At 71.5% G+C, this 19067-nt stretch carries 16 protein-coding genes; 5 read left to right on the plus strand and 11 right to left on the minus strand.

The features are described 5' to 3' along the window. Positions 1-23: 23 nt before the first annotated feature. The 3 genes from ACX9I7_RS04410 to ACX9I7_RS04420 all read left to right on the plus strand — a co-directional run bounded on the left by ACX9I7_RS04410 (position 24) and on the right by ACX9I7_RS04420 (position 3330). Positions 24-1064 (plus strand): terpene synthase family protein, encoded by a 1041-nt coding sequence (locus ACX9I7_RS04410; protein WP_459386539.1) that lies wholly within the window; start codon positions 24-26, stop codon positions 1062-1064. 81 nt (positions 1065-1145) lie between these two features. Then, positions 1146-2141 carry a Rieske 2Fe-2S domain-containing protein gene (locus tag ACX9I7_RS04415; RefSeq protein ID WP_459386637.1) on the plus strand — a complete coding sequence of 332 codons (996 nt, stop codon included), beginning with the start codon at positions 1146-1148 and terminating at the stop codon, positions 2139-2141. A 67-nt stretch (positions 2142-2208) separates the two neighbouring features. Beyond that, positions 2209-3330 (plus strand): glycerate kinase, encoded by a 1122-nt coding sequence (locus tag ACX9I7_RS04420; RefSeq protein ID WP_459386540.1) that lies wholly within the window; start codon positions 2209-2211, stop codon positions 3328-3330. A gap of 190 nt (positions 3331-3520) precedes the next feature. Here ACX9I7_RS04420 and pssA read toward each other — a convergent pair whose 3' ends face one another. The 10 genes from pssA to ACX9I7_RS04470 form a co-directional block, all read right to left on the minus strand. Next, entirely contained in the window at positions 3521-4378 is an 858-nt protein-coding gene (gene pssA, locus ACX9I7_RS04425; protein ID WP_387567342.1) for a CDP-diacylglycerol--serine O-phosphatidyltransferase, read from the minus strand. Continuing rightward, on the minus strand, positions 4365-5021 hold the full coding sequence (locus ACX9I7_RS04430) for a phosphatidylserine decarboxylase (protein WP_126916711.1): 657 nt from the start codon (positions 5019-5021) through the stop codon (positions 4365-4367). Before ACX9I7_RS04430 ends, pssA begins: the two co-directional genes overlap by 14 nt. Before the next feature lie 201 nt (positions 5022-5222). Further along, complete coding sequence (locus ACX9I7_RS04435; protein ID WP_387567344.1) at positions 5223-6428, minus strand: acyl-CoA dehydrogenase family protein; 1206 nt, start codon at positions 6426-6428, stop codon at positions 5223-5225. Between the two features lies 1 nt (position 6429). After that, on the minus strand, positions 6430-6942 hold the full coding sequence (locus ACX9I7_RS04440; RefSeq protein WP_387567346.1) for a MaoC family dehydratase: 513 nt from the start codon (positions 6940-6942) through the stop codon (positions 6430-6432). 3 nt (positions 6943-6945) lie between these two features. Next, complete coding sequence (locus ACX9I7_RS04445) at positions 6946-7923, minus strand: HpcH/HpaI aldolase/citrate lyase family protein (RefSeq protein ID WP_387567348.1); 978 nt, start codon at positions 7921-7923, stop codon at positions 6946-6948. Further along, positions 7920-9932 (minus strand): protein meaA, encoded by a 2013-nt coding sequence (locus ACX9I7_RS04450; RefSeq protein ID WP_459386541.1) that lies wholly within the window; start codon positions 9930-9932, stop codon positions 7920-7922. Before ACX9I7_RS04450 ends, ACX9I7_RS04445 begins: the two co-directional genes overlap by 4 nt. Before the next feature lie 6 nt (positions 9933-9938). After that, a complete protein-coding gene (gene ccrA / locus ACX9I7_RS04455; protein WP_387567352.1) occupies positions 9939-11276 on the minus strand; it encodes a crotonyl-CoA carboxylase/reductase in 1338 nt (445 codons plus the stop codon). A 350-nt stretch (positions 11277-11626) separates the two neighbouring features. After that, positions 11627-13978: a tetratricopeptide repeat protein gene (locus tag ACX9I7_RS04460; RefSeq protein WP_459386542.1), complete on the minus strand. Its 2352-nt coding sequence runs from the start codon at positions 13976-13978 to the stop codon at positions 11627-11629. A gap of 70 nt (positions 13979-14048) precedes the next feature. Then, on the minus strand, positions 14049-14906 hold the full coding sequence (locus ACX9I7_RS04465; RefSeq protein WP_459386543.1) for a TetR family transcriptional regulator: 858 nt from the start codon (positions 14904-14906) through the stop codon (positions 14049-14051). A 100-nt stretch (positions 14907-15006) separates the two neighbouring features. After that, positions 15007-16824, minus strand: a complete 1818-nt coding sequence (locus tag ACX9I7_RS04470) for a 3-hydroxyacyl-CoA dehydrogenase family protein (RefSeq protein WP_387567356.1) — start codon at positions 16822-16824, stop codon at positions 15007-15009. A gap of 332 nt (positions 16825-17156) precedes the next feature. Here ACX9I7_RS04470 and ACX9I7_RS04475 point away from each other — a divergent pair, with 332 nt between their 5' ends. Next, positions 17157-17792, plus strand: a complete 636-nt coding sequence (locus tag ACX9I7_RS04475; protein WP_189448542.1) for a HEAT repeat domain-containing protein — start codon at positions 17157-17159, stop codon at positions 17790-17792. Here ACX9I7_RS04475 and ACX9I7_RS04480 read toward each other — a convergent pair. Further along, positions 17762-18292, minus strand: a complete 531-nt coding sequence (locus ACX9I7_RS04480; RefSeq protein WP_459386544.1) for a GNAT family N-acetyltransferase — start codon at positions 18290-18292, stop codon at positions 17762-17764. The two genes, ACX9I7_RS04475 and ACX9I7_RS04480, sit on opposite strands and share 31 nt — an antisense overlap. Positions 18293-18443: 151 nt before the next feature. On the opposite strand from ACX9I7_RS04480, the gene ACX9I7_RS04485 reads away from it, so the two are divergent. Further along, entirely contained in the window at positions 18444-18902 is a 459-nt protein-coding gene (locus tag ACX9I7_RS04485; RefSeq protein WP_387567360.1) for an SRPBCC family protein, read from the plus strand. Positions 18903-19067 lie beyond the last annotated feature (165 nt).

The raw sequence follows: 19067 nt of genomic DNA on the forward strand, positions 1-19067 counted from the left end.
GCTTCACGGCGGAGAGGAAGGGCGTGGGCAAGCCTCTGCTTTTCTCTGAATCCTTCGAACATGATCAGCTCTCCCTGGCTGGTTACCGGGTGCCCGAATTCAAGGCCCCGTTCCCGGTGGTGCTGAATCCTCATCACGATTTCGCGGAAGAGGCCGCTCTTCGCTGGGCGCATTCCTTCCGCCTGGACGAAACCCCGGCGGCCGCTCAGCGGCTGACCGACATGGCGTGCGGCATGTTCTCGGGCCTGTGGTGCCCGCGCACGGACCGCGAGGGCGCGGTCATCATGGCCGAGTGGATCATCTGGCTCTTCCTGTGGGACGACATTTTCGACGACGGCCCCCTCGGCCGTGACCCCACGGCACTCCAGGACGCTCTGCTCCAGATCGACCGCGCCTTGGCCGAACCTCCGGGGCAGCCGGACGACACCCTCACGTTCCCGCTCGCCAGAGCGCTGGCGGATATCTGGCGAGCCCTCCACGCGCGCGCTCCCGAGACGGTGCGCAAGAGATTTCCGGCCTCGTTCCGCATGTATCTGCGGGCCATGGTCGACGAAACGAACAACCGGGCTGCGGAAGTGGTTCCGGATCTTGACACGTATTTGCGGCTGCGCCGGGTGAACGCGGCCACGCGCTCCTCTCTCGACCTGATCGAGGGGCTTCAGGGAGTGGACATGCCCGATGCCTTGCGGCACGGCCTCTACGGCGAACTGCGGGCCTTCGCCAGCGAGCTCTGGGTGTGGACCAATGACGCCTACTCCCTCCGCAAGGACCTGCACTACCGCAACCCCCACAACCTGGTTCTGGTACTCCGAGAGGCCCGTGGCCTGTCGTTGCAGGAGGCCGCCGACCAGGTCCGCCTCATGGTCGAGCAGCGAATGTGGGATTTCATTCAGGTCGCGGAGCGGCTGCGGAGTCTGGTGGACATGCCGGCCGACCCCCATTCAATGGCCAAAGAAGCCGTATTGCGCGGGGTCCAGATGCTCGAGGATTCGATTTCCGGATTCTATCGCTGGCAGGAGAACGCTCTGCGGTACCGGCGTACCTCCGGTTTTCTGGTGCCTTGAGGTCCGGACGGAGTCCCCGGTTGGCAAGCCCCGAACGGCGAGTGGATGGAGAGTGGAGTGGCTGTACGCAACTACAAGTCGATGTACCCGGCAGACTCCGCGGACCAGCACTCTCCGGCCGCGCTCCCATATCCCAGCGGATGGTTCTGCGTGGGATTCTCGAAGGAATGGCGGCCGGGTGATGTCCGTACCCGCCGCTTCATGGGTACCGATACGGTCGTGTACCGGACCCTCTCCGGGGTCCTGCGAGCCAGCCAGCCCTATTGCCCGCACCTCGGTGCCCACCTGGGGGCCGGAGGCACCGTCGAGGGCGAACTCCTGGTGTGCCCGTTCCACCGGTTCGCCTTCGCGCCGGACGGAGCCTGCGCTCGTACGCCCTACGGGAAGCCGCCGAAGTTGTCCCTCGGGCTTCTGCCGGTGTGCGAGAAGCAGGGCATCGTCTGGCTCTGGCACTCCCCTGACGGAACGCCGCCGGCCTGGCGGCTTCCCGACTTCCCCGCCTCCTCGACCCCCTCCACGTTCCGGGCGATCGACTTGGCGGGCCAGCCCCAGGACGTCCTGGAGAACGTCGTCGACTACGGGCATCTCCGCGAACTCCACGGGCTTCGTTTCGTCGACGTGGTGTCCGAGCCCAAGGGTGACGGTCCCTTCTACTCCATCGGGTTGCGCATCGGTCGCGACCTGCTCCGCTTTCCCATGGACCAGGAGGTCACGTGCCGATTCGTGGGTGTGGGCGCCGCGGTCCTCACCATCGAGCTGGCACAGCTGAGGACGCGGGCGACGGCCTGGGTGCTCGCCACTCCCGTCGCCCCGGCGCGTATGCGCTTCTGGTCAGCGGCGCGTGTCGCCACCGACCGCGTCCCCCACCTCCCCATGTCGCTGCAACGGGCGTTCGAGCGGGCTCTGAGCGTGGGCATGAACTGGTGGACCGTGCACGACATAGAAGTCGATCTGCCCATCTGGCACCACAAGAAATATGTGCGCCATCCCGGGCTCAATGACGGAGACGGCCCCATAGGCCACTTCCGCCACTGGGCGCGCCAGTTCTACCCCCAGGAGATTCCCGCCACCTCCTGACCCCGGTAGGGTCGCCGCGGCGCGACGACCCGTACGGCCTCCGGGCCGGGGAAGCGAGGACGGCACGGTGGCGGAACCGACACGTGTACTGATCGCCGCGGACAAGTTCAAGGGATCGCTGACCGCCGTGGAGGTGGCCCGGCACGTGGCCGCCGGGCTGCGGCGGGCGGCGCCGGGGGTGGTGCCCGTGGCGCTGCCGGTCGCGGACGGCGGCGACGGGACGGTCGCCGCCGCCCTGGCGGCCGGCTACGGGCGCCGTGAGGCGACGGTGACCGGGCCCTCGGGGCGGCCGGTCACGGCCGCGTACGCCGTCAGCGGCGACGGCGGCACCGCCGTGGTCGAGATGGCCGAGGCGTCCGGGCTGCGGCTGCTGCCGCCCGGGCGCCTCGCGCCGCTCACCGCGACCACGTACGGCACGGGCGAGCTCGTCCGTGCCGCCCTCGACGCGGGCGCCCGCACCGTCGTGCTCGGGGTCGGCGGCAGCGCCACCACCGACGGCGGGGCGGGCATGCTCGCCGCGCTCGGGGCGCGCTTCCTCGACGCGGACGGGCGCCCCCTCGGTCCCGGGGGCGGCGCCCTCGCCGCGCTCGACCGCGCCGACCTGTCCGGGCTGGACCCCCGCCTGGCCGCGACCCGGATCGTGCTGGCGAGCGACGTCGACAACCCGCTCACCGGCCCGCGCGGGGCGGCGGCGGTGTACGGGCCCCAGAAGGGGGCGAGCGCGGCGGACGTCGCCGCGCTGGACGCGGCCCTAGCCCGTTACGCGCGGCTGCTGGACGGCGGCCGCCACGCGGCCGCGCCGGGCGCCGGGGCGGCCGGCGGGCTCGGCTACGGCGCCCTGGCCGGGCTGGGGGCGGCCTTCCGGCCCGGCATCGAGGTGATGCTCGACGTGCTGGGGTTCCGCGCGGCGGTGGCGGGAGCGGACCTCGTCATCACGGGGGAGGGCTCGCTCGACGAGCAGACGCTGCACGGGAAGGCGCCGGTGGGGGTGGCGCGGGCGGCGGCCGGGACGGCCGTGGTGGCCGTGTGCGGGCGGCTCTCTTTGGATGCCGCCGCGCTCGCTGGCGTGGGCATCCAGCGGGCGTATGCCCTCACCGAGCTGGAGCCGGACCTCGCGCGGTGCGTGGCCCATGCCGGGCCGTTGCTGGAGCGCCTCGCCGAGCGCGTCGCCCGCGACTACCTCGGCTGAGGCCAGAGCCCTTCCCACCCGCCCACCCGGCACCCGGTATCCAGGGGGCGGTGGGTCGGGCGCCCCGCCATTGCCGGGCAATCGGGTGGGCGGGTGGGAGATGGCCCCGCGCAGCGGGGCCCGGAACGCCGAAACGGCGGTGGGGCCGGGCAGATCGCCCGGCCCCACCGCCGTCGTACGAGGAAACGCGCTACCGCGCGGCGGTCTCCGCCTCGCGCGCCTCGCGCCGGTTGTCGCGGAACGTGTTCACCCGCCGCGCCGTCGCGAACAGCGGGATCACCGCACCCAGGACCACCTGGAGCGCGCAGCCCGTCTGGAGGAGGAGCTCACCGCCGGGCGCGTCGAACGCCCACGCGGCCAGCAGGCCCATGCTGAGCACGATCCAGCTGAGCATGGCCACCGCCAGCGGCCCGCGCGGCTTGGGGTACTCGACCCGGCTGACCATCAGCCACGCCACACCCATGATCGCGAGCAGCGTCGGCACGAAGGGCAGCTCCAGCAGCACGATCGAGACGACCGTGAGCGCCCCGAAGGGGCTCGGCATGCCCTGGAAGATGCCGTCCCGCATCGGCACGCACGAGAAGCGCGCCAGGCGCAGCACCACAGCCAGCAGCACCACGACCGCGGCCACCGCCGAGACCTTCTGGTGGGCGTCGTCGGCGACCATGCCCCAGACGACCACGAAGTACGCGGGCGCCAGGCCGAAGCTGATCAGGTCGGACAGGTTGTCCAGCTCCGCGCCCATCGCCGAGCTGCGCAGCTTGCGTGCCACGAGCCCGTCGAAGAGGTCGAAGACGGACGCCAGCAGCATCAGTATCACGGCCGTGGCCGCGCTGTGGCGGGCCATGCCGCCGTCCTCGTTCCCCGTGAGGTGGGGGATAAGGACGCCGGTGGTGGTGAAGTACACCGCCATGAAGCCGCAGATCGCGTTGCCCAGGGTGAGGGTGTCCGCTATCGACAGCCGGGTGGACAGCGGCATGGGGTCCGCGTCCTCGGCCTCCGCCTCGGGAACCCAGGCGGCCTGTGTGTCCGGATCAATCACGGTCAAGACGTGTCACCCCTGCCGTGGTCGCCTGGCCGACCTCGACCGCGACCTCGACGCCCTCGGGGAGGTAGACGTCGACGCGCGAACCGAAGCGGATCAGGCCGATCCGATCGCCCTGCTCCACCTTGGTGTCCGCCCCCACGTAGGGGACGATGCGGCGGGCCACGGCACCGGCGATCTGGACCATCTCGATGTCACCGAGCTCCGTGTCGAAGTGCCAGACGACACGCTCGTTGTTCTCGCTCTCCTTGTTGAAGGCCGGCACGAATCCACCCGGGATGTGCTCGACCGACGTCACCGTGCCGGCCAGCGGCGCGCGGTTGACGTGGACGTTGAGCGGGCTCATGAAGATCGCGACGCGGGTTCGTCCGTCCTTCCAGGGCATGATGCTCTGCACCACGCCGTCGGCCGGGGAGATCACCCGGCCCTGGCCGATCTCACGATCGGGGTCGCGGAAGAACCACAGCATGCCGGCCGCGAGAGCGGTGGTGGGTACGGCCAGCGCAGCCCAGCGTCCGGAGCGGCGGGCCTTGGTGAGGCTGACGGCCGCCGTGGCGACGGTCGGCAGGAGCCACGGCGATGCTCCGCGCGCGAGGCGAACACCGCGGAGGCTGTCGCGAGGTGCAGAGGAAGAGCTGTGGGGCATGGGTGACCTTCGTAGCGGAGGGTGCCGCATAACGATCGGGGGACGGCGGCTTTCCGGGGATGCTATCGGTTGCGGGCGGCAACTGGCTAAGCGCCAGGGCCAGTCGATGGCCGAACCGCGACTACAGGGTGTGATCTTCTTCTCTCCACCATCACCGCCATCTCACCGTAAATGGGACTTAATCCCCGGTCAACCCCCGTCTCAGCCCTGAATCCGGTACTCCTCCAGCAGCCGGCGGCCGATGATCATTTTCTGGATCTCGGCCGTGCCCTCGCCGATCAGGAGCATCGGGGCCTCCCGGTAGAGCCGCTCGATCTCGTACTCCTTGGAGAATCCGTAACCGCCGTGGATGCGGAACGCGTCCTCGACGACCTCCTTGCAGTACTCGGAGGCCAGATACTTCGCCATGCCGGCCTCGAGATCGTTGCGCTGCCCCGAGTCCTTCTTCCGGGCGGCATTGACCATCATCGCATGGGCCGCTTCGACCTTTGTCCCCATTTCGGCAAGCTTGAACTGAATCGCCTGATGCTGCGCGATGGGTTTTCCAAAGGTGTGACGTTGCTGTGCGTAGGAAACGCCCAGCTCGAAGGCGCGCTGTGCGACGCCGCAGCCACGCGCCGCCACATTCACCCGGCCGACCTCGACGCCGTCCATCATCTGGTAGAAGCCGCGGCCGGTGGCGCCGCCCAGCACCCGGTCCGCCGGGACGCGCAGCCCGTCCATGATCAGCTCGGTGGTGTCGACCCCCTTGTAGCCCATCTTCTCGATCTTGCCGGGGATGGTCAGCCCTGGCTTGACCTGGCCGAAACCGGGCTCCTTCTCGATCAGGAAGGTGGTCATCGACCGGTGCGGGGCCGTGCCCTCGGGGTGCCCCTCGTCCGTCCGGCAGAGCACCGCCACCAGCGTCGAGGAGCCGCCGTTGGTCAGCCACATCTTCTGGCCGGTCAGGACGTAGTCGTCGCCGTCGCGCACCCCCTTGGATGTGATCGCCGACACATCCGAGCCCAGTCCGGGCTCCGACATCGAGAACGCGCCCCGCACCTCGCCCGTCGCCATGCGCGGCAGGAAGTGGTCCTTCTGCTCCTGGGTGCCGTGCTGCTTGATCATGTAGGCGACGATGAAATGCGTATTGATGATCCCCGAGACGCTCATCCAGCCCCGGGCGATCTCCTCGACGCACAGGGCGTATGTGAGAAGGGACTCACCCAGGCCCCCGTACTCCTCCGGGATCATCAGCCCGAAGAGCCCGAGTTCCTTGAGGCCCTCCACGATGCGGGTGGGGTACTCGTCGCGGTGCTCCAGCTCGGTCGCGACCGGGATGATCTCTTTGTCGACGAATTCCCGGACCGTGGCGAGAATCTCCCGCTGGACGTCCGTCAGCCCTTCGGTGCGCGCCAGGCGGCCCATCTCACTTCTCCCGGATGATCGGCTCGGGGCGGCCGGGCTGCTCCCCGCCGCGCTTCTCGATGTACTCGGCGGTGGGCACCATCACCTTGCGCCGGAAGACGCAGACCACGGTGCCGTCCTGCTTGTAGCCGATCGTCTCGACGTGGACGATCCCGCGGTCGCTCTTCGACTTCGACGGGGTCTTGTCGAGCACCCTGGTCTCGCCGTAGAGGGTGTCGCCGTGGAAGGTCGGCGCTATGTGCCGGAGCGACTCGATCTCCAGATTGGCGATCGCCTTTCCCGAGACATCGGGCACCGACATGCCCAGCAGCAGGGAGTAGACGTAATTCCCCACCACCACGTTCTTCCCGAAATCCGTGGTCCCCCCGGCGTAGTGGGCGTCCAGGTGCAGCGGGTGGTGGTTCATGGTCAGCAGGCAGAACAGGTGGTCGTCGTATTCCGTGACCGTTTTCCCGGGCCAGTGCTTGTAGACGTCACCGACCGTGAATTCCTCATAGGTGCGGCCGAACTGCATCGCTCACGCCTCCGGGATCTCGAACACGGAGGTGCGGACCATTCCGGCGGCGCGGCCCTTGCCGGCGACGACGAGCGCCATCTTCCGGCTCGCCTCGTCGATCATCTCGTCGCCGAGCATCGCCGAGCCCTTCTTGCCGCCGGCCTCGGAGGTGCACCAGTCGTAGGCGTCCAGGATCAGCTCGGCGTGGTCGTAGTCCTCCTGGGAGGGGGAGAAGACCTCGTTGGCGGCGTCCACCTGGCCGGGGTGGAGCACCCACTTGCCGTCGAAGCCCAGGGCGGCCGCGCGGCCGGCCACCTCGCGGAAGCCGTCCACGTTCTTGATCTGGAGGTAGGGGCCGTCGATCGCCTGGAGGTCGTTGGCGCGGGCGGCCATCAGGATGCGCATGAGGATGTAGTGGTAGGCGTCCGCCGGGTAGCCGGGCGGCTGCTCGCCGACCACGAGCGACTTCATGTTGATGGACGCCATGAAGTCCGCCGGCCCGAAGACGATCGTCTCCAGCCGGGGCGAGGCGGCCGCGATCGCGTCCACGTTCACCAGGCCCCTGGCGTTCTCGATCTGCGCCTCGATGCCGATGCGCCCCACCTCGAAGCCCATCGTCTTCTCGATCTGGGTGAGCAGCAGGTCCAGCGCGACGATCTGCTGGGCGTCCTGCACCTTGGGCAGCATGATGCAGTCGAGGTTGGGCCCGGCCCCCTCGACGACCGTGATCACGTCGCGGTACGTCCAGTGGGTGGTCCAGTCGTTGACCCGCACGACCCGGGTCTTGCCCGTCCAGTCGCCCTTGTTCAGCGCGTCGACGACCGTGTGCCGGGCGCCCTCCTTGGCCAGCGGGGCGCAGGCGTCCTCCAGGTCCAGGAAGACCTGGTCGACGGGGAGGCCCTGGGCCTTCTCCAGGAAGCGCGGGTTGCTGCCGGGGACGGCGAGGCAGGAGCGGCGCGGGCGGAGACGGTTGCCGGGGGCGGGGGTGGTGCCGGTCATGCGGTGACCTCCAGGGGGTCGAGGCTGTTCGCTGTGCGGATCTCGTCGACGATACGGCCGATGATCTCCGTGATGCCGAAGTCCTTCGGGGTGAAGACGGCCGCGACACCGGCCGCCTTGAGGGCGGTGGCGTCCGCGGACGGGATGATGCCACCGACGATCACGGGTATGTCGTCCGACCCCGCCTCGCGCAGCCGGGCCAGCACGTCGGGGACGAGCTCGGTGTGCGAGCCGGAGAGGATCGACAGACCCACGCAGTGGACGTCCTCGGCGACGGCCGCCGAGACGATCTGTTCCGGGGTGAGCCGGATGCCCTGGTAGACCACCTCGAAGCCCGCGTCGCGGGCCCGTACGGCGATCTGTTCGGCGCCGTTGGAGTGGCCGTCGAGGCCGGGCTTGCCGACCAGCAGCCGCAGCTTGCCGACGCCCAGGTCCTCGGCCGTGCGCCGGGCCTTCTCGCGGACGGCCGCGAGCGGGCTGCCGGCCTCGGCGGCCACGGCCAGGGGGGCGCCGCCGACGCCGGTGGGGGCGCGGAACTCGCCGAAGACGTCCCGCAGGGCCCAGGACCACTCGCCGGTGGTGACGCCGGCCCGGACGCACTCCAGGGTGGCGGTCATCAGGTTCTCCGTGCCGGCGGCGGCCTTCTTCAGCGCGGAGAGGGCCTCCTGGGCGCGGCCCTCGTCGCGGTCGTCGCGCCAGGCGTGGAGGGCGGCGACCACGCGGGCCTCGTTGGCCGGGTCGACGGTCATGATGGCGGTGTCGAGATCGGCGGTCAGCGGGCTGGGCTCGGTCGCCTCGTAGCAGTTGACCCCGACGATCTTCTCCTCGCCGGACTCGATGCGGGCCCGCCGCTCGGCGTGCGAGGAGACCAGCCGCGCCTTGAGGTAGCCGGACTCCACGGCGGCCATCGCCCCGCCCATCTCCTGGATCCGCTCGATCTCGGCCAGGCACTCGGTGACCAGCGCCTCGACCCTGGCCTCGATCACATGGGAGCCGGCGAAGATGTCCTCGTACTCCAGCAGGTCGCTCTCGTGGGCGAGGACCTGCTGGATGCGCAGCGACCACTGCTGGTCCCAGGGGCGGGGCAGGCCCAGCGCCTCGTTCCAGGCGGGCAGCTGCACGGCGCGGGCGCGGGCGTCCTTGGAGAGGGTGACGGCGAGCATCTCCAGCACGATGCGCTGGACGTTGTTCTCCGGCTGGGCCTCGGTCAGCCCGAGGGAGTTGACCTGGACGCCGTAGCGGAAGCGGCGCTGCTTGGGGTTCTCGATGCCGTAGCGCTCCCGGGTGACGCGGTCCCAGATGCGGCCGAAGGCGCGCATCTTGCACATCTCCTCGATGAAGCGGACGCCCGCGTTGACGAAGAAGGAGATACGGGCGACGACGTCGCCGAAGCGCTCGGCCGGCACCTGGCCGGAGTCCCGGACCGCGTCCAGGACGGCGATGGCCGTGGACATCGCGTAGGCGATCTCCTGGACGGGGGTGGCCCCCGCCTCCTGGAGGTGGTAGCTGCAGATGTTGATCGGGTTCCACTTGGGGACGCGGTCCACCGTGTAGGCGATCATGTCGGTGGTCAGCCGCAGGGAGGGCCCGGGCGGGAAGACGTGCGTCCCGCGCGAGAGGTACTCCTTGACGATGTCGTTCTGCGTCGTCCCCTGCAGCTGGGCGATGTCGGCGCCCTGCTCCTCCGCGACCACCTGGTACAGCGCCAGCAGCCACATGGCGGTGGCGTTGATGGTCATGGAGGTGTTCATCCGCTCCAGCGGGATGTCCTTCAGCAGCCGCCGCATGTCGCCGAGGTGGGCGACGGGGACCCCGACCCGCCCGACCTCGCCGCGGGCGAGGACGTGGTCGGGGTCGTAGCCGGTCTGCGTCGGGAGGTCGAACGCGACCGAGAGGCCGGTCTGGCCCTTGGCGAGGTTGCGCCGGTAGAGCTCGTTGGACGCCTCGGCCGTGGAGTGCCCGGCGTACGTCCGCATCAGCCACGGACGATCCTTCTGACGCTGAGTCATATGACGTCACACATTCCGGAAGCGGTTGATGGCCTCGACGTGCCGGGCGCGCATCTCCTCGTCGCGGACGCCCATGCCCTCCTCCGGGGCGAGGCACAGCACGCCGACCTTGCCCTGGTGGAGGTTGCGGTGGACGTCGTACGCCGCCTGGCCGGTCTCGGCGAGGGTGTAGGTCTTCGACAGGGTCGGGTGGATCTTCCCCTTGGCGATCAGCCGGTTGGCCTCCCACGCCTCGCGGTAGTTGGCGAAGTGCGAGCCGATGATCCGCTTCAGTGACATCCACAGATAGCGGTTGTCGTACTGGTGGTTGTAGCCGGAGGTGGAGGCGCAGGTGACGATGGTGCCGCCCTTGCGCGTGACGTAGACGGAGGCGCCGAACGTCTCGCGGCCGGGGTGCTCGAAGACGATGTCCACGTCCTCGCCGCCGGTGAGCTCGCGGATGCGCTTGCCGAGCCGCTTCCACTCGCGCGGGTCCTGCTCGTGCTCGTCCTTCCAGAAGCGGTACCCCTCGGCGCTGCGGTCGATGACCGCCTCGGCGCCCATCCGCCGGCAGATCTCCGCCTTCTGCTCGCTGGAGACGACACAGATGGGGTTGGCGCCGCCCGCGAGCGCGAACTGGGTGGCGTAGGAACCGAGTCCGCCGCTCGCGCCCCAGATCAGGACGTTGTCGCCCTGCTTCATCCCGGCGCCGTTGCGGGAGACCAGCTGACGGTAGGCGGTGGAGTTCACCAGCCCGGGGGCGGCCGCCTCCTCCCAGCTCAGGTGCTTCGGCTTGGGCATCAGCTGGTTGGACTTCACCAGGGCGATCTCGGCCAGTCCGCCGAAGTTGGTCTCGAAGCCCCAGATGCGCTGCTCCGGGTCGAGCATGGTGTCGTCGTGCCCGTCGGCGGACTCCAGCTCCACGGAGAGGCAGTGGGCGACGACCTCGTCGCCGGGCCGCCAGGCGTTGACGCCGGGCCCGGTGCGCAGCACGACGCCGGCGAGGTCGGAGCCGATGACGTGGTACGGCAGGTCGTGCCGCTTGCCGAGGGGGGAGAGCTTTCCGTAGCGCTCCAGGAAGGCGAAGGTGGAGACGGGCTCGAAGATCGAGGTCCACACCGAGTTGTAGTTCACGGAGCTAGCCATGACGGCCACCAGGGCCTCGCCGGGCCCGAGTTCGGGCACCGGGACCTCCTCGACGTGGAGGGACTTGCGGGGGTCCTTCTCCCGGGTGGGGAGCCCGGCGAACATGTCCGCCTCGTCCTTGTGCACGGTCACCGCGCGGTACGACTCGGGCAGGGGGAGCGCGGCGAAGTCCTCGGCGCGGCTGTCGGGCGCGAGGATGGCGTCCAGGATCTGGTTCACGGTTTGCCTCCGGCGAAGCACGTCGTGGGAACGGGCTTGAGGGAACGTCGGGGGTGGAGCGGCGACTGCGGGTGGAGCGAGGGGGTGGTGCCGTCGGTCCGGCGGATGGTGCTCCCGCGCGGGGTGGCGCGGAGGAAGCGATGCCTGGTGACGCAGGCGTCCGGGCGCGCACGACAGGGTCTGCGGGGACAGTCGGCGCTCGACGGTGGTCGGTGCGCCGGCCGCCCGGACACCGACAAGGTATGGCACCGCGTGCCACTCGACAAGACACTGCGTGCCAACAATTTCTCTCAGATGTCATCCGGAGGGCACGAACGAGCGCAGTGCGTGTACCGGTTTCCATCGATCTGTCACTGTCCGCGGCCTGTTCGCAGGCCGCGCAGGAAATCCCGCATCGACGGGGTGAGCCCGACGAGGAAAGAGAGGGCGGGAGGAATGAAGAGGAGGCGGTGCCTGGGCATGGCGTTCGTGAGGGCGCCGATGACGGAGAGCACCACCACCGCCATCGTGCAGCACCCCTGGATGAACATGGCCCAGCCGTAGTCCCCGCCGTCGCGCTTCGTCGCCCATACCCGGTACTCGCACCGGGCCGACACGACCAGGGCGGCCGTGGCCACAGCCCAGAACAGCGCCCCCCACGAGAGGTGCGGCTCCGGAGAGACGACGGTGCTCGTCAGCACGGTGAGGGCGCCTCCGACGGTGAGGACCGGCAGCCCGAAGACCCGGAGACGGTCGACGACCGTCAGTCGGTAGGGCGAGGGCCGGGGAGGCGGGGGGACGTCCGGTTCGTTCGGCCGCCGGGAGTCCGCTTCCTCGTCCCCGGTGCCTCGCGCCACGCCGGCGATCCGCCGACGGGCGGCCGTGCGTTCCGCGACCAGTCCCTGCTCCTCGGCCTGCGCCAGTGCGCTCTCGTAATACGCCAGCGCCGCGCGCAGGTCCCCGGACAGCTCCCGTAACCGGCCCAGGCCGAGGTGGACGCGGGCCAGGCCCGCGTGATCGGAGGCCCGTGCGGCGACGCGCGCCGCGCGCCTCAGGACGCGGCCGGCCGCGGCCGTCCGCTTCAGCCGAGCGTAGTCCTCGCTCAAGGAGATCAGCGAGAGAACCTGTAAGCGGGGTTGCCGACGCAGGAGATGCCACCGGACTGCCGACCGATGAGCCGACGCGGCGAGCCTGGCGCTGCCCGACTCGGCGAGGGCATCACCCATTTCCTGCTCCAGCCCGCCATGGCCGAAGACCAGTCCGATCTGGTTGCCGATGCGGGTGGCACCCGCCCGGCAGGCCGACGATTCGTCCTCGCGGCCCAGGGCGTCGTACATCCGGGCCATCTCCAGCAGCAGATCGACCTCGGCCGCCCGATCGCCGACGCGTTGGACGTCCGCGACGCGTAGCGACTGGACGAGCAGTGCTTCGGGAAGCCGCGCCCGCCGTACGAGATGCTTCGTCAGGGGCACGGCGAGACGCCGGAACTGCTCGTGGCGCCCATGACGGGCCGCCCGCTCCACCGCCGCCAGCAGGGACGCCGACTCCCGGTCCAGCCACGCCACGTCACGAGTGCCGATTCCGCGTTCCCAGTGCTCGGACAAGCGAGTCTCCGCCGCTTCCGCCTCATCCGGCGGGCCGTCGGCCACCCGCTCGCGTGCGTAGAGTCGGAGCAGGTCGTGGAAGCGCACCCGTCGGGCGTCACCGGCGGGCTGGAGCAGGCCGTAGCGGCACAGCCGGCGCAGGGCGCGCCGGGCCTCGGTCACCGGCACGGCCGTCAGCGCGGCGGCGGACTCCTCGTCGATCTCTGTGCCCGGATGCAGGCCGAGCAGGCGGAAGCAGCGGGCGTCCGCGTCGTCCAGGGACCGGTAGGAGGCGTCGAAGGCGGCCCGGACGCTCAGACCTTCGCCGAGATCCAGCTCGGCGAGCCGCTCCGTCTCTACGCGCAGTGTCGCGAGCAGCGCCTCTGGGGTGCCCTCCTCCCGGATGCGGCCTGCCGCCACGCGCATGGACAAAGGGAGATGCCCGCACAGACCGGCCAGTTCGTCGAGTTCGGCCGGGGACAACGCGGCCAGGTCCGGGCCGTCGAGGACCGCGGTCAGCATGGCGCGTGAGCCGGCCGGGTCGAGGGGCCCCAGGCGCAGGGTGTCCAGCCCGTCCAGCTCGATGTGCTCGCGGGCCGTCACCAGCAGACGGTGCCGGCACAGGGTGGGCAGGACCGGGGCGACCAGTTCAGGGCCGCCCACGTCGTCGAGCAGCACCAGCACGGCGCCCTCCTGCTCCCGCAGCCGGGTCCGCAGCAGTGCCTCCAGGCCGGTTCGGGAGGTGGGCACGTCGCCGTCGGCGACGCCGAGCATCCGGAGGAAGGAACCCAGCAACTCCTCGTATGTGGCGGATCGTCCGTGATGGTGGGTGCGCAGGTCCGCGTACAGCACACCGCCCGGGAACCAGCCGCGCGACACGGCCAGGTGGGCGGCTTCCAGGGCGAGGGCCGTCTTACCGGCCCCGGGTGGCCCCAGGACGGCCAGGGAACCCGTGCCTTCCGCGGACCGGGGGCGCAGGGCGGCGAGGACCCGCCCCAGCGGTTCCGCCCGTCCGGCCAGGCCGCCCGGCCGTGGGGGCAGCCCGCTGAGCGCCCGGGGGGTCGCGGTCGGTGGGACGAGATTGACGACCCCGGCTTGGATGACATCCCGTGCCGTGCCGCCGTTCAAGGTGTTGCGCACGGCTGGATTCGGGGGCGGCCCGCTCGCGTCGTCCACGGGTCACGTGGATAGCACGAGTGGGCCGCCGCTGTCAGTTCCGCTTTGTCTTGAGCGCCTTCTCGATCGCCCGCATGACCTCGTCCAGCGGCGCGTCCGTCCGCGCCACCGTCACCAGCACCTCGCCCTGGGCCCGCGCCGAGGCGGCCGGGGCCTCCTCCCGGTCGGCGCGCCCGGCGCCGATGCCCGTGCCGAACGTCTCCCGCACGATGGCGAAGGCGTGGTCGAGCTGGGCCTCCAGATCGCCCTGGGCGCCCCCGCGCAGCCAGCGGCGCAGCACGTGGTTGTGCGCGGTGACCACGGCCGAGGCGGCGACCTCCGCCAGCAGCGGGTCGTCGTCCCCGGCGTGGTGCGCGGCCTCGTCGAAGTGACCCAGCAGATAGCGGGTGAACAGCCGCTCGTAGCGGGCCACCGAGGCGATCTCGCGCTCGCGCAGCGCGGGCACCTCACGGGTCAGCCGGTAGCGCTCGACGGAGACGGCGGGAGAGGCCGCGTACATCCGCATCACCTCCTTGATCCCCCGGCAGACGGTGTCCAGCGGGTTCTCGTGCGGTGGCGCGGCGTCCAGCACGCCGGAGGCGCGGACGAGCGTGTCGTCGTGGTCGGGGAAGATCGCCTCTTCCTTGGAGCGGAAATGGCGGAAGAACGTGCGCCGGGCCACGCCGGCCGTGGCGGCGATCTCGTCGACGGTCGTCGCCTCGTAGCCCTTGGTCGCGAACAACTCCATCGCCGCCGTGGCCAGTTTGCGGCGCATGGTGAGCCGCTGGGCGGCGGCGCGGCGGGCGCCGGCGCCGGTCTCTCGGGGTTCCTTGGCGGCCTTCGGGCCCGGGGCTCCTCCTGACTCGACGGTGGCCCCGCGCGGTACGCGGGCGGACTTGGCGGGCTGGGACATGTGGGGAACGTAACACGCGTCCGTGCAGGCGTGGCGGGACGGACCTGTCCGGGGATCCAGCAGTCCGCCCCACCCCGCCCCCTCACCGGGCACCGGCCGGTCAGGCCTTCGCGTACTCGCGGAAGCCGCGGCCGGTCTTGCGGCCCAGGCAGCCCGCCGCCACCAGGTGCTCCAGCAGCGGCGCGGGCGCCAGCCCCGGATCCCGGAACTCGCGGTGCAGCACCTTCTCGATGGCCAGGGAGACGTCCAGGCCCACGACGTCGAGCAGTTCGAAGGGGCCCATCGGATAGCCGCCGCCGAGCCGCATCGCCGCGTCGATCTCGTCCAGCGAGGCGTAGTGCTCCTGGACCATCTTGACCGCGTTGTTCAGATACGGGAACAGCAGGGCGTTGACGATGAATCCGGCCCGGTCCCCGCAGTCCACCGGGTGCTTGCGGATCCGGGCGCACACCGCGCGGACGGTGGCGTGGACGTCGTCGGCGGTCAGCACCGTGCGCACCACCTCGACCAGCTTCATCGCCGGCGCCGGGTTGAAGAAGTGCATCCCGACGACGTCCTGCGGCCGCGAGGTGGCCCGGGCGACGGCGACGACCGGCAGCGAGGAGGTGGTGGTGGCCAGCACCGCGCCCGGCTTGACGACCTTGTCCAGCGCGGCGAACAGCTCCCGCTTGACGTCCAGGTCCTCCGCCACCGCCTCCACGACCAGGTCCACCTCGGCCAGCGCGTCCGGCGAGCCCGCCGGGGTCACGGCCGCGAGCGCGGCGTCCCGCTCCTTCGCCGTCAGCCGCCCCTTCTCCACCGCGCGCGCCAGCGACTTCGCGATCCGCCCCTTGGCCGCCTCCGCCTTCTCGGGCGTCCGCGCCACCAGCACCACCGGCAGGCCCGCCTTGGCGAAGACCTCGGCGATGCCGCTCGCCATCGTCCCCGAGCCCACCACGCCGACGCGGTCCACCGCGCGCCCCCCGGCCCGGGCGGCCGGCGGGGGCGGGGTCAAGGCGTCCGGCACGACGGCGGAGGAGCCGGGGGCCTCGTAGGTGTAGAAGCCGCGCCCCGCCTTGCGGCCGGTCAGCCCGGCCGCCGCCAGCTGCCCCAGGACCGGCGCGGGCGCGTGCAGCCGGTCCCGCGAGGCGGCGTACATCGCCTCCAGGACCGTCCGGGCCGTGTCCACGCCGATCAGGTCCAGCAGCGCCAGCGGCCCCATCGGCAGCCCGCAGCCCAGCCGCATCGCCGCGTCGATGTCCTCGCGGCTGGCGTAGCGCGCCTCGTACATCGCGGCGGCCTGGTTGAGATAGCCGAACAGCAGCCCGTCGGCGACGAATCCGGGCCGGTCGCCCACCGCGACCGGCTCCTTGCCCAGCTCGTGGGCCAGCTCGGTGACGGCGGCCACGGCGCCCGGGTCGGTGAGCACCGAGGAGACGATCTCCACCAGCTTCATCGCCGGTGCCGGGTTGAAGAAGTGGAGGCCCAGGACCCGCTCCGGGCGCGCCGAGTCGGCGGCCAGCCGGGTCACCGACAGGGCGTTGGTCCCGGTCGCCAGGATCGCGTCGGGGCGCACGACCGCGTCGAGGGCGGTGAACACCTCGTGCTTGAGGTCGTAGTCCTCCGGCACGACCTCGATCACCAGATCGGCGTCGGCGGCCGCGGTCAGCTCGGTGGCGGTCCGGAAGCGGGCGAGCGCGGCCCGGCGCTCGGGCTCGGTGATCCGGCCGCGCTCCACCGCGCGGGCGGTGGCGGTCTCCAGCGCCGCGCCGGCCCGCAGGGCCGCCGCGTCGCTGACATCGACACCGACGACCTCGCGGCCGGCCAGCGTGAGCACTTCGGCGATGCCGGTACCCATCGTGCCGAGCCCGATCACGGCGACGGTCCTGAGAGACTTCGGGCTGAGGGAGGACGGCTCAGGGGTGGACGTACGGTCCATCGCGAGACTCCAGAAGGTGTTCCCCCGCGCGAGGGGGAGCGGACGGCGGTCGGCGGCTCCGCGCAAGGGCGGCGGCCTGGCTTCCGGGACGGACGAAAGGAGGTCCACGAAGTCCGCGGAAGGGAGTTGTACGACCGGCGGGCCCTGTCCCGGGGCGCGCCGTACTCGGGAGATCACCGAACCGACGTCAACGCTCTCGGCGGCCGCGTCACCGGGCGCCGGAGCGGGGTACTGCTCTTGCCGGGAGATTAACTCACGGGTAACCAAGAGCGCCAGGGGTCGTACGCGCGACTTACGATGTGGTCCAGGCCACTCGGGGAGGAGAGCGGGACATGGACGAGGAATTCCGCGCGCTGTCGCGCCGGGTCCGGGCCGAACTGGTCTCCCCGGCCGAATTCACGGCCTACGAACGGCTGCTCGCGCTCGTGCGGGCCGACGACGCCGCCGCGCGCGACGAACTCGCCGAGGTCCTGGTGGCCCCCGAACGCCCCCTGTGGGCCCGGGAGATCGCCGCCTTCGCCCTCGGCGTCAAGGGCGACCGCCGCGCCTTCGAGACGCTCGTCCTCCTCCTCAACTACCGCGAGCCCGTGCGCTGCGCCACCGCCGCCCACGCCCTCGCCCGGCTGCGCGACCCCCGCACCGCCCGCGCCGCCGCCGCCCTCGTCACCAACCCCCTGCGCACCGCCTACGCCCTCCACCCCGTCCGGCTCCTCACCGAGCTGCGCGCCCCCGAGTCCGTGCCCGCCCTGCTCACCACCCTGGAACGGCTGCTGGCGGCCCGCGACCACTGCTGGCCGATCGCCCGCGCCTGCGTCGAGGGCCTCGGCGCCCTCGGCGACCGCCGCGCCGAGGCCACGCTCGTCGCCGCCCGCGAGCACGAACGGCTGCGCCCGGCCGCCGTCGCGGCCCTGGCCCGGCTGGCCGGGCGCGGCGGGGCTCAGGGGGCGCGGAGCGGGTCCAGCACGTAGCGGACCTCCGGCACGGCCGTCCCGGCGTACTCCGCCGACCGCTCGGCGCCGTCGGGCCGGCAGCCGGCGCGCTCGTAGAAGCGGCGGGCGCGCGCGTTGTCCTTGGCGACCCACAGCGCCACGCGCGCCCCCTCGTGCCCCGTGAGCTCACGCAGTCCCTCCAGCGCCGCGATCCACAGGGCCCGGCCGACGCCGGTGCCGATCAGGTCGGGGCGGACGTAGAGCGCGTACAACTCGCCCGTGCCGGGTGGCCGGTCGGCGTCGCGGCAGTGCCCGAAGCAGGCCCAGCCGACCACGGCCCCCGCCGCCTCGGCCACCGCGTCCACCGCCGTCTCGTCCGCCGCCGGTTCGCTCCCCGACGCCAGCCGCTCGCGGAGCGCCGCCGCGTTCGCCACCGGGTCCATCGCGTCCAGATACCCCCGCGGCACGATCCCCGCGTACGCCGTCCGCCAGCCGCTCACCCGGATCTCCGCCACCTCGTCCACGTCGGCTGCGGTCATGGTCCGTATGGTCACCATGTGCGGAGGTTAGTGCGGGCCGGAGTCGGCCGCCCCCGGATTTTGGGTGGTCGCGCCGATGGTGATTGGCTTTGCGCGCACCCGCGGTAAAGCGGCAAGACAGCACTTCTCTCAATGTCCCGGAGGACTAGCCATGGGCCAGGTCGAGGCCACGACGGAGCGGATCATCGCGGCGGGCGCGGAGGACGTGTTCGACGCCCTCGCCGACTACAGCGGCACGCGCGCCAAGCTGCTGCCCGAGCACTTCAGCGAATACGAGGTGCGCGAGGGCGGCGACGGCAAGGGCACGCTCGTCCACTGGAAGCTCCAGGCCACCAGCAAGCGGGTGCGCGACTGCCTCCTGGAGGTCGACGAGCCCACCGACGGCCGGCTCGTGGAGAAGGACCGCAACTCCTCCATGGTCACCACCTGGACCGTCACCCCGGCCGGCGAGGGCAGCTCCAAGGTCGTCGTCACCACCACCTGGCAGGGCGCCGGCGGCATCGGCGGCTTCTTCGAGCGCGCCTTCGCCCCCAAGGGCCTCGGCCGCATCTACGACGCCGTGCTCGCCCGCCTCGCCGCCGAGGTGGAGGGCGGGCCCAGCGCGGGCTGAGCGCGGGCCGAACGGGACCGCCCGGACCGGACCGGTCCGGGCTCACCGGTTCGAGTGGTTTTCCCGGCCCGGCCCCGCTGTGCCCAAACCGCCTCCGACCGGCAGAAAGTGCCGTGCCCGGCGCTCCCCGACAAATCGTCGCGCTTGCTGGCCGTTGTCGCGTAA

The organism is Streptomyces sp. L500 (assembly GCF_054551825.1).

What these genes read in the sequence shown, in the direction of transcription:
- ACX9I7_RS04430 (WP_126916711.1), bottom strand. Translation starts at nt 5,021, where the DNA reads ATGCCCCACAGCTCTTCCTCTGCACCTCGCGACAGCCTCCGCGGTGTT.
- ACX9I7_RS04415 (WP_459386637.1), top strand. Translation starts at nt 1,146, where the DNA reads ATGTACCCGGCAGACTCCGCGGACCAGCACTCTCCGGCCGCGCTCCCA.
- ACX9I7_RS04480 (WP_459386544.1), bottom strand. Translation starts at nt 18,292, where the DNA reads ATGACCGCAGCCGACGTGGACGAGGTGGCGGAGATCCGGGTGAGCGGC.
- ACX9I7_RS04470 (WP_387567356.1), bottom strand. Translation starts at nt 16,824, where the DNA reads ATGGACCGTACGTCCACCCCTGAGCCGTCCTCCCTCAGCCCGAAGTCT.
- ACX9I7_RS04465 (WP_459386543.1), bottom strand. Translation starts at nt 14,906, where the DNA reads ATGTCCCAGCCCGCCAAGTCCGCCCGCGTACCGCGCGGGGCCACCGTC.
- ACX9I7_RS04440 (WP_387567346.1), bottom strand. Translation starts at nt 6,942, where the DNA reads ATGCAGTTCGGCCGCACCTATGAGGAATTCACGGTCGGTGACGTCTAC.
- ACX9I7_RS04485 (WP_387567360.1), top strand. Translation starts at nt 18,444, where the DNA reads ATGGGCCAGGTCGAGGCCACGACGGAGCGGATCATCGCGGCGGGCGCG.
- ACX9I7_RS04445 (WP_387567348.1), bottom strand. Translation starts at nt 7,923, where the DNA reads ATGACCGGCACCACCCCCGCCCCCGGCAACCGTCTCCGCCCGCGCCGC.
- ACX9I7_RS04435 (WP_387567344.1), bottom strand. Translation starts at nt 6,428, where the DNA reads ATGGGCCGCCTGGCGCGCACCGAAGGGCTGACGGACGTCCAGCGGGAG.
- ACX9I7_RS04475 (WP_189448542.1), top strand. Translation starts at nt 17,157, where the DNA reads ATGGACGAGGAATTCCGCGCGCTGTCGCGCCGGGTCCGGGCCGAACTG.
- ACX9I7_RS04450 (WP_459386541.1), bottom strand. Translation starts at nt 9,932, where the DNA reads ATGACTCAGCGTCAGAAGGATCGTCCGTGGCTGATGCGGACGTACGCC.